Origin of the sequence: Beduini sp. (genome assembly GCF_047239305.1) — a bacterium.
In the GTDB taxonomy this organism is placed as follows: Bacteria; Bacillota_I; Bacilli_A; order Erysipelotrichales; family Coprobacillaceae; genus Beduini.
Genome location: NZ_JBKTEM010000002.1, coordinates 147,986 through 163,595, shown reverse-complemented (window position 1 = coordinate 163,595; position 15,610 = coordinate 147,986). Strand labels below are relative to the sequence as shown.

16 protein-coding genes are annotated in these 15,610 nt (G+C 31.7%); all 16 read left to right on the top strand.

Annotated elements, in window-relative coordinates; all coding sequences use genetic code 11:
* Positions 1-47: 47 nt before the first annotated feature.
* The 16 genes from ACLRVU_RS04550 (at position 48) to ACLRVU_RS04475 (ending at position 15,601) form a co-directional block, all read left to right on the top strand.
* Positions 48-1,514 carry a family 1 glycosylhydrolase gene (locus tag ACLRVU_RS04550; protein ID WP_147549485.1) on the top strand — a complete coding sequence of 489 codons (1,467 nt, stop codon included), beginning with the start codon at positions 48-50 and terminating at the stop codon, positions 1,512-1,514.
* Between the two features lie 124 nt (positions 1,515-1,638).
* Positions 1,639-1,875, top strand: a complete 237-nt coding sequence (locus tag ACLRVU_RS04545) for a hypothetical protein (RefSeq protein WP_412890879.1) — start codon at positions 1,639-1,641, stop codon at positions 1,873-1,875.
* Between the two features lie 262 nt (positions 1,876-2,137).
* Positions 2,138-3,082: a tyrosine-type recombinase/integrase gene (locus ACLRVU_RS04540; protein WP_412890878.1), complete on the top strand. Its 945-nt coding sequence runs from the start codon at positions 2,138-2,140 to the stop codon at positions 3,080-3,082.
* Between the two features lie 47 nt (positions 3,083-3,129).
* On the top strand, positions 3,130-3,633 hold the full coding sequence (locus tag ACLRVU_RS04535) for a transcription termination/antitermination NusG family protein (protein ID WP_412890877.1): 504 nt from the start codon (positions 3,130-3,132) through the stop codon (positions 3,631-3,633).
* Positions 3,630-4,127: a transcription termination/antitermination NusG family protein gene (locus tag ACLRVU_RS04530; RefSeq protein WP_412890876.1), complete on the top strand. Its 498-nt coding sequence runs from the start codon at positions 3,630-3,632 to the stop codon at positions 4,125-4,127. Before ACLRVU_RS04535 ends, ACLRVU_RS04530 begins: the two co-directional genes overlap by 4 nt.
* A 101-nt stretch (positions 4,128-4,228) precedes the next feature.
* On the top strand, positions 4,229-4,846 hold the full coding sequence (locus ACLRVU_RS04525) for a sugar transferase (RefSeq protein WP_412890875.1): 618 nt from the start codon (positions 4,229-4,231) through the stop codon (positions 4,844-4,846).
* Positions 4,843-5,706, top strand: coding sequence for an NAD-dependent epimerase/dehydratase family protein (locus ACLRVU_RS04520; protein WP_412890874.1), 864 nt, complete (start codon positions 4,843-4,845; stop codon positions 5,704-5,706). The genes ACLRVU_RS04525 and ACLRVU_RS04520 overlap by 4 nt, the downstream gene beginning before the upstream one ends.
* Positions 5,703-6,863: a glycosyltransferase gene (locus ACLRVU_RS04515; protein ID WP_412890873.1), complete on the top strand. Its 1,161-nt coding sequence runs from the start codon at positions 5,703-5,705 to the stop codon at positions 6,861-6,863. Before ACLRVU_RS04520 ends, ACLRVU_RS04515 begins: the two co-directional genes overlap by 4 nt.
* Positions 6,850-7,647 carry a glycosyltransferase gene (locus ACLRVU_RS04510; RefSeq protein WP_412890872.1) on the top strand — a complete coding sequence of 266 codons (798 nt, stop codon included), beginning with the start codon at positions 6,850-6,852 and terminating at the stop codon, positions 7,645-7,647. The genes ACLRVU_RS04515 and ACLRVU_RS04510 overlap by 14 nt, the downstream gene beginning before the upstream one ends.
* Positions 7,648-7,761: 114 nt before the next feature.
* Positions 7,762-8,817: an EpsG family protein gene (locus ACLRVU_RS04505; RefSeq protein WP_412890871.1), complete on the top strand. Its 1,056-nt coding sequence runs from the start codon at positions 7,762-7,764 to the stop codon at positions 8,815-8,817.
* A gap of 13 nt (positions 8,818-8,830) precedes the next feature.
* On the top strand, positions 8,831-9,901 hold the full coding sequence (locus ACLRVU_RS04500; protein WP_412890870.1) for a glycosyltransferase family 4 protein: 1,071 nt from the start codon (positions 8,831-8,833) through the stop codon (positions 9,899-9,901).
* A 15-nt stretch (positions 9,902-9,916) separates the two neighbouring features.
* Positions 9,917-10,912 carry an SDR family NAD(P)-dependent oxidoreductase gene (locus ACLRVU_RS04495; RefSeq protein ID WP_412890869.1) on the top strand — a complete coding sequence of 332 codons (996 nt, stop codon included), beginning with the start codon at positions 9,917-9,919 and terminating at the stop codon, positions 10,910-10,912.
* A complete protein-coding gene (locus ACLRVU_RS04490) occupies positions 10,902-11,795 on the top strand; it encodes an ATP-grasp fold amidoligase family protein (RefSeq protein ID WP_412890868.1) in 894 nt (297 codons plus the stop codon). Before ACLRVU_RS04495 ends, ACLRVU_RS04490 begins: the two co-directional genes overlap by 11 nt.
* 1 nt (position 11,796) lies before the next feature.
* The gene (ectB, locus tag ACLRVU_RS04485; RefSeq protein ID WP_412890867.1) at positions 11,797-13,062 is read left to right on the top strand and encodes a diaminobutyrate--2-oxoglutarate transaminase; all 1,266 of its coding nucleotides are present in this window, start codon (positions 11,797-11,799) and stop codon (positions 13,060-13,062) included.
* A 5-nt stretch (positions 13,063-13,067) separates the two neighbouring features.
* The gene (locus ACLRVU_RS04480) at positions 13,068-14,198 is read left to right on the top strand and encodes a glycosyltransferase family 2 protein (RefSeq protein ID WP_412890866.1); all 1,131 of its coding nucleotides are present in this window, start codon (positions 13,068-13,070) and stop codon (positions 14,196-14,198) included.
* Complete coding sequence (locus tag ACLRVU_RS04475; protein WP_412890865.1) at positions 14,195-15,601, top strand: oligosaccharide flippase family protein; 1,407 nt, start codon at positions 14,195-14,197, stop codon at positions 15,599-15,601. The genes ACLRVU_RS04480 and ACLRVU_RS04475 overlap by 4 nt, the downstream gene beginning before the upstream one ends.
* Positions 15,602-15,610 lie beyond the last annotated feature (9 nt).

Below are 15,610 nucleotides of genomic sequence, written 5' to 3'. Positions count from 1 at the left end.
AAAAGAAATGCTATAATGTAAACGATAACAATGAGGAGGAGAAAATTATGGGATTTCCACAAGGATTTTTATGGGGTGGCGCTACTGCTGCTAACCAATATGAAGGGGGCTATAATGAAGGCGGAAGAGGTTTAGCGACTTCTGACGTGATTACTGATGGTAATATGACAACCCCAAGAAGAATTACAATCAAATTAAAAGACGGTACTTTAACTTCAATTAATCGTTTTGAAGAATTACCTGATGGGGCTGTAGGATATTTAGATCCAGATACGTATTATCCAAGCCATGTAGCAACAGATTTTTATCATCATTATGAAGAAGATATTAAGTTATTTGCTGAAATGGGATTCAATTCATTCAGAATGTCAATCTCTTGGACAAGAATCTTCCCAAGAGGAGATGAAGAACAGCCAAACGAAGAAGGATTGGCTTTCTATGATAAAGTCTTTGATACTTGCTTAAGCTACAATATTGAACCTATTGTTACAATCTGCCATTTCGATGTGCCTAAATTCTTAGCTGATGAAATGGACGGATGGTCTGATCGCCGTGTAGTAGATTACTATGTCAATTACTGTGACGCAATCTTCAAACGTTATAAAAATAAAGTTAAATATTGGATGACATTCAATGAAATCAACTTATTAAACGGATATACAACTTTAGGATGCCGTAAAACAGATGATCAAACACGCTACCAAGCATTGCATCATATGTTTGTTGCCAGCGCACAAGCTGTACAATTAGGACACGTTATTAACCCTGATTTTGAAATCGGAATGATGGTTGCTTACATCTTATCTTATCCTGAAACTTGTAACCCTGCCGATCAGCAAGAAGATATCGATGCGGCAAGAAACTTAAAACATTTCTTCTGCGACGTACAATGCCGTGGATACTATCCATCATATAAATTAGCTGAATTTGAAAGAAAAGGTATCGTTATCAAAAAAGAACCTTATGATGATGAAATCTTATTCAATGGTACAGTTGATTATATCGGATTCTCTTACTACAACTCAGGTGTTTCAACTTCAAGAAAAGATGCTGAAACAACAGACGGAAATGTAGCAAGAGTCGTTAAGTCTAAATACTTAAAAGAATCTGAATGGGGATGGCCAATCGATCCAATGGGATTAAGAATTGCCATGAACCAATTATGGGATCGTTATCAATTACCTTTAATGGTTGTTGAAAATGGATTAGGAGCTAAAGATACTGTAGAAGCTGATGGTTCAATCAATGATGATTACCGTATCGATTACTTAGCTGACCATATTGCAGAAATGAAAAAATCAATCGAATTAGATGGTGTTGAACTTTGGGGATATACACCTTGGGGATGCATCGACCTAGTTTCTGCCGGTACAGGTGAAATGACAAAACGTTATGGTATGATCTATGTAGATATGGATGATAAAGGAAACGGTAACTTAAAACGTTCTAAGAAAAAATCATTCGACTGGTATAAAAAAGTGATTTTATCAAACGGTGAAGATTTAAGTAAATAATAATAGAGAAAGTACACTTTGAATGAAGTGTGCTTTTTATTAAAAAAAATCTAAGTATTTGTTTTTTTATATTGAACAGGATAAAATAAGGTAAATCTCTATGAATTAAGAAAGAAGGAAAATAATGTTAAGGGATGGAAATGAAGTTTATTATTTAATGAATGGTTATGTCATGAGCGGAAAAGTCATGAATATTAAAGGAAATGAAGAAGACTATACTTTTAGTATTGAAGGCTATGCCGGATGTGCAGGACCCCACGAAATTTCTTCGAAACAGCTTCATTTAACGGTCTTCTTATCTCAAGAAGAAGCCGAAAAGTATAAAGATAATCCACAGATGTATTTACCTGCTTATTGTTAAAGAGACTACGGTCTCTTTTTTTAATATAAAAAACCTACAGGCTATTCTGTAGGTCATATGTCTTTAAATTTATATTTTTACATAGAATACACTATTCTACGAAACGAATTATAGCATAAAGCTGTTTAAAATAAAATATAAAATACGTATTTAGAAAGATTTTGCAGAAATTGATCGTATTTTTTTATTTTTAGTCTAACTGGTGTTTCTCCATTAAAAAATGATAGATTGACAGTGGTATTTTATAAGGAGGAATAACAAGATGCAAGCGAACATCAATAAAGATATGCTAACAATTTCTAAAGAATGGCTTGAATTAAGACGAGTCTATATCAAATACTCTACTTATATTAAATATAAGCGGCTCATTGAATTACAGCTCACTCCATTTTTTCAAGAATGTCATATACAAGATCTCAATGAACAAATTGTTGTTCAGTTTTTACAGAAGAAAATGGAAGGTCACTATTCATTTAGTATGATGGCTTCAATACGATTTACTTTAAAATCAATCTTAAACTATGGAGAATATAAATATGGTATTCCCCATATCGATTTTCAATTTATTAAACTGAATACTAAGAAAGAAGAAACCAAAGTACTGACTTCTTTTCAAATTCAATGTTTAGATAATTATTGTTTTCATCATGTTGAATCAACATCAATCGCAATTACTTTAGGTCTATATGCCGGTCTGCGTATTGGAGAAATTTGTGCATTGCAGTGGAAAGATATTGATTTATCTTTAGGAATTATCAATGTCACAAAAACAGTTCAAAGATTAGAAAATACTGATCAAACTCACTCTAAAACTTCATTGATGGTATTTGAGCCTAAAACTGAGACTTCTAAAAGACAAATTCCTTTACCAGACTTTATGCTGAGACATCTTTATAAATACTATAGTTCAATTGGCGTAAAAGATAAAAACCATTATATTCTCTCCAACAATGAAAGAATCATTGATCCCCGAACAATTCAGTATCGATTTAAAAAACTTTGTACGGAGAATGGATTCTCTATTAACTTTCATTCACTCAGGCATACTTATGCTACCAACTGCGTAGAAAGTGGAATCGAAATTAAGTCACTAAGTGAAATGTTAGGGCATTCTGATATAGCTATTACTTTAAATCGTTATGTACATTCATCACTAAAATTTAAGCAGGATCAGATTAATAAAATAAGGCAGCCTAAAATTTCGTAGAATAGTGTATTCTACGAAATTTTTATTATTCACAGAAAGGAGACTTTATGTATTGGTGCGTCATTCATACTAAAAGTGATAGAACACAAGAAATAGTGGATTATTTTAACCGTCAAGATAATATTTATGCCTTTATACCTAAGATAGAAAAATGGTTTTCTAGCTCTAAATTAAGAGAATATCAAATTTCTTGTATGTTTCCTGATTATATTTTTTTAAAAACAACCATGACTAAAAAGCAATTCAATGATCGATATGCGGAAATATTAAAATCTATTCATCGATTTGCCGCTTTACTGGAGTATACAGATGTCATCGCTTTAGATCCGAATGAAACCCACTTCTTAGAAAAAATGCTTGATAACAAAGATATTATTAAGCATTCTACTGGTCATATTACTGACTCCATTCTTAAAGTAGACAGTGGTCCATTAGTCGGAATGGAATGTCAAATAAAGAAAATTGACAGGCACAAAAGAATTGCATTTCTTGACTGTGGCATGCTAGGTAAACATATGAAAGTTCCTTTAGAAGTTGTAAGCAAAACATGAATTGGTATATATTGTTTGCTTTGTCTGCTAAACTTCAAAAGCTATTAAAAATACTAAATAATAAAAAAGAACTTTACGCCTTTATCCCACTCATAGAATATTATCGGCGAGATATTAAAGGTTATGCATTAAAACCCTTATTTCCTAGTTATATATTTATAAAAACTAAATTAAATCAAACTCAATTTGATATCTTACTGGCCAGTATGAAAGAAGATAAAGACGGACTTATTAAACAATTAAAATATAAAGATGTCGCAGCTTTAAGTCAGGAAGAAATTAACATGTTTGAAAGCTTATTAGATTCTTTCGGCGTATTGAAAATGTCCCAAGCCTATTTAATACATCATAAAGCTAAAATCATCGGGGGACCGTTACAAGATTTTGAGAATGAAATTATCAAGATCGATAAACATAATCAACTGGCTTATTTAAATCTAAGATTCATGGATCGCCATATCCAAGCCGGTTTGAATATTACAAGCAAAATTTAATATATAGAGCAGGTTTACCGCCTATATAAAGAATTGGAATATAGTATCACTTACTTGGGGTAGGGGGAACTGTATTCTTTTTTATTTTTAAGGAGGTATTTATGTATAAACATTATATAAAAAGGGGATTGGATTTTATCTTATCCCTTTTAGGGTTGATTCTGGTTAGCCCTATCATTCTAGTCCTTTGCATTTGGATTAAAACAGACAGCAAAGGCCCGATTTTATTTAAACAAAAAAGAGTTGGTAAAGACAAACAATGCTTCTATATACTAAAATTTCGCACCATGTATATTAATACGCCAAAAGATACACCAACACATCTATTATCTAACCCTGATCAATACATAACAAAAGCCGGGCAGTTTTTAAGAAAAACCTCATTAGATGAACTGCCGCAGATCATTAATATCCTAAAAGGAGAAATGGCTATTATCGGACCTAGACCAGCTTTGTGGAATCAAGATGACCTTATAAATGAAAGAGAAAAGTATCACGCTAATGATATCAAACCCGGGCTTACCGGTTGGGCACAAATTAATGGGCGAGATGAACTGGAAATTGAAATAAAAGCTAAGCTGGACGGAGACTATGCAAAGCATATGTCTTTTTTATTTGACTGCAAATGTTTCTTTAAAACGATTACCACTGTATTGAAACATGACGGAGTTATCGAGGGAGGCACTGGTGAAATGCATAAAGGAGAAGATACTTTATGAAGCGTATATTGATTACCGGAAAAGATAGTTATATAGGAAGTCACTTTAAAAATTATTTAGAAGAGTATCCCGAGGACTATGAGGCGATAGAATTGGATGTTAAAGATGAAGGTTGGAAAAAATATGATTTCACTCAATTTGATGTGGTGTTTCATGTTGCCGGACTAGCTCATTCCACTCCTGATGAAAGTCAAAAGAATCTTTATTATAGGGTAAATACTGATTTAACTTATGAAGTCGCAAAAAAAGCAAAAGCAAGCGGTGTTAAACAGTTTATTTTTATGAGCTCAATCATTGTTTATGGAAGCGGTAGAATTGGCAAAGACCGAATTATCACCAAAAATACTCCGCTTACTCCAGATAATTTTTACGGAGATAGTAAAAAACAGGCTGAAATTAAGATTAGTCCTTTAGAAGATAGCAATTTTAAGATCGTTATTATAAGACCGCCTATGATATACGGCCCCGGATCTAAAGGAAATTATCTATTACTATCTAAATTCGCTAGGAAAACACCAATCTTTCCAACTTTAGATAATAAGAGAAGCATGCTGTTTATAGGAAATTTAATGGAATTTATTAAACTTATGATTGATAATAACGAACATGGTATTTTTCTTCCGCAAAATGAACATTACACTTCAAGCAAAGATCTTGTAAAACAAATAGCAGATACTCATCAGCATAAGATTATCTTCATTGGCTTATTTAATCCCTTTATTAAATTATTCAAAAAGAAAAGCTGTATCAATAAAATCTTTGGCAACTTGATGATTGATAAGAACTTATCCGAATATAAAACTTCATACTGTAAGTTTTCTTTCACAAAATCAATAGAAATTACAGAGGTCAATTCATGAAAAAAGCATTGATGTATGCCTCAGTTGCCTCAATGATTGCTCAGTTCAACATGGAAAACATAAAATTACTACAAAAATTGGGCTATCAAGTGGATGTTGCCTGCAATTTTGAGAGCGGCAGTACAATATCATCTGACAAAGTTGATGAACTAAAAAACATTTTAAATTCTATGCACATTAACTATTTTCACATTCCGCTTTCCCGCAATATAACGAACATTAAGTCACTTTGGAAAGCCTATTGTCTAACTAAGCAATTATTGAATACCCAGCACTATGATTTAATCCACTGTCATTCACCGATTGGGGGTATAGTCTGCAGAGTAGCCAATAAGAATTCAAATAACTATTGTTATACCAAGATGATTTATACTGCTCATGGATTTCATTTCTTTAAAGGTAATAACCCTTTAAAGAATTTTTTATTTAGAAATATTGAAAGGTATGGAGCAAAATATACAGATACACTTATTGCTATTAACAAAGAAGATTATGAAGCGGCTAAAAAATTCAAATTAAAAAAACAGGGAACAGTGGAGTATGTCCCCGGGGTCGGAATTGATTTGGATAAAATTAATTCTATTCAAGGGAATAGAGAAAAGCTTATTAATGAACTTGATATCCCTAAAGACTCCATATTATTGCTTTCAGTGGGAGAGTTAAACGAAAATAAGAATCATAGAATTGTCATTGAAGCTTTGCCAAGACTACCTAGTAATATTCACTATTTAATATGTGGGATTGGACTATTAAAAGATTCACACTTCGATTTAGCCGAGCAGCTAGGTGTAGATGATCGTCTGCATCTATTAGGCTATAAAAACAATATCATTGAGACGATGAAATCTTGCGATATTTTCGTTTTTCCGTCTAAACGGGAGGGATTACCCGTCGCATTGATGGAAGCCATAGCTTGCCAATTACCATGTATTGCTTCTAACATTCGAGGAAATCGTGACTTGTTGTCAGGTAATTATGACTCTAGGTTATTTGATTTAAAAAAAGATGATTTAGCTAGGATAATCTTAGATTTAGTTAATCAACCTGATGAAATTCAGCATGAGAAAAATGAGGATATCCTTAAACTAATAAGTAAAAATCATATTAAAAAAATAATGACAGATATATATAAGGAGGAATCTTATGCCAAGAATTAGTATTATTATGGGAATATATAATACTCCCAATAAAGAAATAGTAAAAGAAGCGGTGGATTCCATTTTAAATCAATCTTTCAAAGATTTTGAATTTATTATATGTGATGATGGATCGACTGATGAAACATATCAAACGGTTAAAAAACTCATTAATAATGATCTGCGGTGTATACTCCTTAAAAACGATAAGAATGTTGGTTTAGCTCAAACTCTGAATAATTGTTTAAAAGTTAGTAATGGTGAATATATCGCTAGAATGGACGCTGATGACGTTTCCGTATTAACAAGATTAGAGGAGGAAATTAATTTTTTAGATCAGCATCCTGAATTTTCCTTGGTAAGTGGCTATGCAGAATTATTTGATGAATATGGCATATATGGCATTCGAACAAATGTGGAATATCCGCAAAACAAAGATATGCTGTTTGGTCCTCCTTTTATTCATGCGGCCATGCTCATCCGCAAAAAGGATTTACTTGATTTAGGCGGTTATCGAGTATGTAAAGAAACCCTGAGAGCAGAGGATTATGATTTATGGATGCGGTTATATGCCTCAGGAAAACGAGGATACAATTTGCAAATGGTTGTATATAAGATTAGAGAAGATAAAAATGCTTATAAAAGACGCGCCTATAAATATAGATTTGATGAAGCACAAGTAAGATATCATGGATTTAAACGACTAGGATTACTGCCAAATGGATTATTTTATGTGATCAAGCCACTAATAGTTGGATTAATTCCACAAAGCATACTTAAAATTTTAAGAAACGAAGCAATTTAGCGCCAAGGAGAATCCCAATATGAAAAAAATAGCACTTAGTTTTAATAATGTCCTTTTTCTCTTCTTATTCTCAATTCATAAATTAAATAACCTAAAACAATTAAAAGTGGATTTATGCTTTACTTACTAAATATATTTTTAATTTTCATCTTATTAATGTATTTAAAAACACATCATTATAAAACGGAGAAAGTAGAACAATTAATTATTATCTTACTTATTTTATTTGCTGGATTACAGTTAAATTTTAGTGATGATTATCAATCTTATAGGGGTCTATTTGGAGAAATCAATTCTATAAAAGACGTTATTAATACTATTTTAGAACCTGGATTCGCTTTTTTAATATTTACATTTAAAAAGATAGGATTAGGGTTTAATACTTTTTTATTATTTATTGCTTTTTGTTCCATTAATTTAAAAAAGAAAGCAATTAAAAAGCTCAGTTCCCTTCCCTACTTATCTTTGTTGTTGTATTTCCTGCTGTATTACATAACCCAAGATGTCATACAAATCCGGCAAGGCTTAGCGATTGCTATATGTTTCTACGCCATTATTTTTATTGTCGAAGAAAAGCCTTATGCCTTTTTTGGAGCTGTTTTTATAGCAATTACCTTTCACTACAGTGCCATTATCTTTCTTCCTGTTTATTTTTTAAAGAATATTAACCTAAAAAATAAAAAGTTAATTCTATTTTTAGTATTTATCAGTTTATTAATTTCCAGTGTCAATATATTATCTATCATTAATTGGGTTAACACTTCTTTTCTGCACAGTTCATATATTTTTCATAAACTAAAGATCTATGACACTGTTAGTATTTCCATTATTAGTGTGACTTTTATCATTCGCTTACTTATCTATATTTTTTACACCTTTTTTACAGACAATGATAACCAGAATAAACTTTATGCAAATATATATTTACTGGGTATTTTTATCTTTTCTATGTTTCATTCAGTTGAAATACTGGCAGCGCGGTTTACTATTTATTTTCGCTTTATAGAAATACTTATGATCCCTGATATTTATAAAAGCGCTAAGAAATGTGAAAACAAATCTAAGAAAATTATGATATACACATTTTTACTATTTATGCTTTTCTACTACATACTAAAGTTCGTTTTGGTCCTTATCGATCCTAATTACTTATTCTATCAGTCTATTTAAACTGGGGGTTTTTATGAAAAAAAAGATATGTTTTATTATCAATACCTTATTAGGAGGCGGAGCAGAAAGAGTGATCTCTACTCTAGCAAATGAATTTTGTGAAGAATATGACATTACCATTCTCCTACTGCTTAATAAAGAAAAAATTGATTATTCATTGGATAAAAGAGTCCATATTATTCAGCTGCCTAAATTTAAAAACAAACTAACAAAATTTATTGGTATCACAAAGAATCTATCTCATTTAATGAAAGAATTAAATTGTGATCTATATATATCCTTTTGCACAATAGAAAATGTGATGAGCTTAACAGCAAATTTATTTGCTAGAAAAAATCTCTTTATTTCTGAACGAAATGCCCCTAAAACGGAAAAAAATAATATGTTCATCATATTACTAAGAAAATTACTTTACAGTAAAGCAAAGGGTTATATCTTTCAAACCGAAGAGGCTAAAAACTGTTATTCAATAGGAATCCAAAAAAGAAGTTATGTTATAGCGAATCCATTAAAGCCTGATTTACCAACAGCACAGCCTAATAACAATAAAATGATTTGCGCCGTTGGAAGATTAAATGCCCAAAAAAACTATCCGTTGCTGTTAGAAAGCTTCTCCGAGTTTTTAATCCATTTTCCAAATTATCGTCTTTTTATATTTGGAAAAGGTCCACAAGAAAACCTCCTGCACTCGATGATTCATCAATTAAACCTTGAATCTGAGGTTATTCTCAAAGGCTTTAGTAATAATGTCCATGAGGAAATCAAAACCATGGATTTTTTTGTTATGAGTTCTGATTATGAAGGCATGCCGAATGCCTTAATGGAAGCGATGGCAATGGGTTTACCTTGCATTTCTACAGATTGTCCATCCGGAGGGCCAAGAGCACTGATAGAAAACGGCGTAAATGGACTATTGTTTCCCGTTCAAGATAAGCAGGAACTAGTCAAACAAATGTCCTTATTAGCAAGGGATAAAAAGTTGAGAATGAGCATTGCTGAAAACGCTAAAAAAATAGCAGATAATTACTCTGTCTCAACAATTATTGAAAAATGGAAAATATTATTTCATGAAAATATATACTAAACAAGGAGGTCATTCATGACTACAATATTCATTACAGGCGGAGCAGGATTCATTGGTTCTCACCTTACACAAGAATTACTTAAACAGGGAACACAAGTTATCAGCATAGATAATTTTAATGATTATTACGACCAAAATTTAAAAGAAAAAAACTATGAGTTAGTCAAGCAAACCGCAAAAGAAGTTAATACATTTTATAAACTTTATAGAGGGGATATCCGTGATAAAGAATTAATAGAGAAAATATTTGCTGAAAACAAAATAGATGGTGTCGTTTCTTTGGCCGCCAATGCCGGTGTTAGACCCTCTATTGAAAATCCATCATTCTATGTTGATGTTAACTTAATGGGATTAACAAATTTATTAGAAGCATGTCGTTTTCACGATGTCAAAAGCTTTGTATTTATTTCTTCATCCTCAGTATATGGAAACAACAAGAAAGTGCCATTCAGTGAAAAGGACGCAGTAGATAATCCTATATCTCCTTATGCTGCAACTAAAAAAGCGGGGGAATTATTGTGCTATACTTATCATTCACTATTCACAATGAATATTGCTTGTTTGCGATATTTCACAGTATATGGTCCCAGACAAAGACCTGATTTAGCAATCAATAAATTTACTCGCCTTATTTTAGAGGGGCAGCCCATCCCCATGTATGGAGATGGGGGTACTTCAAGAGATTATACATATATAAGTGACATTGTAACAGGTACCATTCAAGCATTAAATTATGTCATACAAAAAGACAAACTAATTTATGATATTTTCAATTTAGGGGGGAGTCACCCTATTATATTAAGAGAACTTATAAACATAATAGCCCAGACAATCAAAAAAGAACCTATCATTCAACAGCTTCCTATGCAGCCGGGAGATGTGAATACGACATATAGTGATTTTTCACACGCTAAAAAAATTCTGAATTATCAGCCTAAGATCGAAATAAAAGAAGGTATAGCTAAGTTTGTTGGGTGGTACATTCAAGAGGTATTCAGTCATGTCAATTAAAAGAGAACTATTTAAGTTACTACCGGATAAAATTTATTTACAGCTACAATACTATAAATATTTTAAAAAATTTATTAATTTTAAACATCCCAAAACCTTTAACGAAAAATTGCAATGGTTAAAGCTTAATGACAAAAAAAAGCAATATACTGAACTTGTGGATAAGTATCAATTCAAAAAAGTAATCTCTCAAAAACTAGGGGAAGAATATGTCGTTCCACTAATTAATGTTTATGATCAAGCAGATGAAATTGACTTTGACCAATTGCCTAATCAGTTTGTATTGAAAGCTACCCATGACAGTGGAAGTGTTTTTATATGTAAAGATAAAAATGCTATAGATATTCCTAAAGTTAGAAATTTTTTTAATCAAAGTCTTAAGATAAATTATTTTTATGGCACTAGAGAGTGGCCATATAAGCACGTTAAACCAAGAATCATTGCAGAACAGTATCTCATTGATGAATCAGGGTTTGAATTAAAAGATTATAAAGTTTTCTGTTTTAATGGTGTTCCTAAACTAATTGGTTTGGTTAAAGGAAGAACTAATACGCCTACCGAAGACTTTTATAGCACAGAATGGAAAAAAGTAGACATTGAGTTTGGGGGCTATCCAAATTCAACCACTATTATGGAAAAACCAGTCTTCCTAGAAGAAATGCTTAGATTATCGAGCTTGCTAGCCAAAGATACTTATTTTTTAAGAGTGGACTGGAACTATGCAAACCAGCATCTCAAACTAGGTGAATTAACGTTTTACGAAACTGCTGGTTTAGAGACGATAAAACCCGATCAATGGAATCATCAGTTAGGAGAATGGATTCAATTACCCATTGATAAAACCTATAAAAATAGGAAATATAAACGAAAAGCGAGGAATTAAAATGTTTGATATTTTTGAAAAAAGAGAATCACAGGTGCGATCTTATTGCAGAAACTTTCCAATTGAGTTCAATAAAGCAAAAGGAGCTGTTTTAACGAGCATTGATGGTCAAGAATATATTGATTTTTTTGCTGGCGCCGGGGCTATGAACTTCGGACACAACAATGAATACATAAAAAAACAAATAATAGATTATTTATCTCAAGATAAAATTATTCATGCTTTAGATATGTATACAGAAGCTAAAGAAAAATGGCTGAATGGATTTACTGAAAAAATTTTCATTCCCAAAAACCTTGACTATAAAATCATGTGTTGTGGAGCTACTGGCACAAATGCAGTTGAAGCCGCTCTTAAACTAGCAAGAAAAAATACGAAAAGAACAAATGTGTTTGCTTTTACTGGTGCTTTTCACGGCATGACCTTAGGCTCTCTTGCCATGACTAGCGATAGACACAGCCGTTTAGGAGCAGGGTTACCATTAAATAATGTAACCTTTGTTCCCTACTATAATGCATTTAAAGACTATACACAGTCTTTAGATTATCTTGAAATGATTTTATCGGATGATCATTCAGGAATTGATCTGCCTGCAGCAATTGTATTGGAAACCGTACAGGCAGAGGGTGGTGTTAATGTAGCACCTAAAGAATGGCTCCAAGGTATTCGTAAAATTTGTGATAAATACGGTATTCTCATGATTATAGATGATATACAGGTGGGTATATGCAGAACCGGAGATTTCTTTTCATGGGAACGAGCAAATATAATTCCGGATATGGTCGTTTTATCTAAATCAATAAGTGGTTTTGGATTACCTATGGCTATACTATTGGTAAAGCCCGAATATGATATTTTTTCACCTGCTGAACATAATGGCACATTTAGAGGAAATCAACTTGGATTTGTAGGATCTCTAGCTGGAATAGAATACTATCATGATCATCAATTAGACAAAGAAGTAAAAAGAAAAGAAAAAATAGTTCAAGATTTTTTAGAAAGAAAGATTATGCCGATAGATGTTCGTCTCAATATTAGAGGCATTGGATTAATTTGGGGAATAGATTTTATAAAGATTGATGCTCAGCTTTCCAAAGCAGTTATGCAAAAATGTGTTGAAAACGGATTAATTATTGAAAGAGCCGGAAGAGAGGACAGTGTAGTAAAAATCCTACCTCCGCTTACCATTGAAGATGATATTTTATTAAACGGACTCAGTATATTAGAAAATGCTGTTAAAGATGTTTTATCTAATCCTGCAAGGTAAAAGAAATGGTAAAAAAATTTATAAAAAAAATTATCCCAATAGAAATAATACTCAAAATTACAAGAGGAATGCACACTGTATCTTATTTTTATCATAAAGATAATCGGTCACTTTTTTTAGCTTTAAGAACCAAATTAAAACCAATATCTCTTATTCAATTACTAAAATATGTTTATATCAGTCCCGGCTTCAACAGTTTTGCAAAGGCATATCTGAATCCCAGTGTAAAATTATTAAACGAAAACTGGAAGTCTGTTAATTTAAAAGAACCCATATTTATTTGTGCTGTTAAAAACGATTTGATACGCATTCAATTACAGCTTGAACATTATCGCAAAATAAATATTCATCATATTGTATATATTGACAATGGGTCTACAGATGGAACCTTTGAATATTTAAACAAACAACCTGACGTCAATCTATTTACTACATCAGAGAATTTTAATGCCAGTATCAAAGATGCATGGATTCGTCAAGTAATGGATTATTATGGCTATGATCGCTGGTATCTTATTGTTGACTCAGATGAGTTATTCATTTATCCACATCTCGAAAAAGTAGGAATTTTAAAACTGATAGATATATTAGAAAGCAGAAAAGAAAATGCTTTATTATCAATGATGCTCGATATGTATACAAAAAATACTATCTTCGATTTAACTCAGACTACTGATACTCCTGAAGATATTGTAAAGCAATATTCCTTTTTTGATACAGATAGCTATGTGATTAAAAAAGATGGCAGTTTCACTAATATCAGCGGCGGTCCACGCGAAAGAATATTCTCTAAAAACAAAGAATTTAAACCATTGCTTACAAAATATCCTCTTATTAAAATGCAAAGAAATTCATTTTATGGATATCACTGGTTTATTTCAAAGAATAAACTTTATCATTACCCCTTATTTTCTGCTTTATTGCATTATAAATTCTTACCTACCGATAACACCAAATATGCCAAAATAGTTCAAGAAGGCACTTATGCTGGAGGAAGTGCTGAATATCGCCAATATTTAAAAGTTTTAGAAAAGGAACCAAATCAATCTTTTTATTATGAAAATTCCTGCCAATTAACAACTTCTTGGGATCTATCAAAAATAAAAATTTTTAAGATAATAGAGGAACTGAAATGAATAAGCTAAAACGTAATATATTTTATAGTACTTTTTATCAGATTATTCAGATCATTCTTCCCCTTATCACTACTCCGTATATTTCAAGAGTATTAGGTGCGGCAGGCGTCGGTACTATTTCTTACGCACAGACAATTGTTTCTTACTTTGTTCTCTTTGCACTATTGGGGTTAGAAAACTATGGAAGCAGAGAAATTGCACAATGCAAAAATCATAAAGAATTAAATAACACCTTCAATGAGATCGTCTTTTCTCAATTTTTTATGGTTATTGCCACTATCATCATTTATTTTATTTATATTGCCTTTTTTGCTTCAAACAAGCAGCTATATCTACTTTATACCCTTATGTTGTTTGGACAAGGCATAAGTATTAACTGGTTCTTTTGGGGAATGGAAAATTTTAAGATCACTGTCATTCGAAATCTAATCTTAAAAATAATATCTATACTTTGTCTCTTCCTATTCGTTAAAACTAAGCAAGATATTATGATTTATGCCCTAATTAATATCTTATCTGTTTTGCTAGGTGAACTATGGTTATGGAAAATCACTAAAAATACAATTGATATTCGAATGCCTGCATGGGTTAATATAAAAAAACATATCCAACCAAATTTAATGTTATTTCTGCCTGTGCTTTCCAAAAATATTTATTTATCCATCGATAAGCTTATGTTAGGCGCCATGTCTACCATCGAAAGTGTTGGCATCTATACCTACGCTGAAACGATTGTCAAACTGCCAATGGGAATTGTCACCGCCTTTTCAACCGCAATGATGCCAAGAATTACAAATTTATATTCAAATCACGATACTGTTACAACAAAAAAATATCTGCGATTATCTATGTTTGCGATTCTATTTATTACATCTGCCATATCTTTTGGCATTGCTGCTATAGCTCCAACACTTATTCCACTCTTTCTTGGCAATGATTTTAATGATGCCATAACCATTGTAGAAATGTTATCTATAATTGTTATTATTATTTCTATTGGAAGCATCTTTAGAACTCAGATCCTAATCCCACTAAAAAAAGATAAGGAGTATTCACGCAGCATTATTATCGGGGCAGTCATTAATGTCATTATTAATTTATTATTAATTCCAAAAATTGGAATTCTCGGAGCTGCTATAGGTACGGTTCTATCTGAATTTACTGTTGTCTGCATTCAATTGTACTATATAAAAAATGAAGTACACATTATTAATAGCTTATTATCCGGTATTCCGTTCATTCTTTTTGGACTTATTATGTTTATTCTAATACGTACATATTTTCAATCTTCTCTTCCTACCATAAGCAATCTTCTTATACAAATAATGGCGGGAGGTTCCTTTTATCTAGTTTGTTCATCTATATATTTTATTATCTACAAAAAAAGACTTTACCACAATTAAAAATAGGAG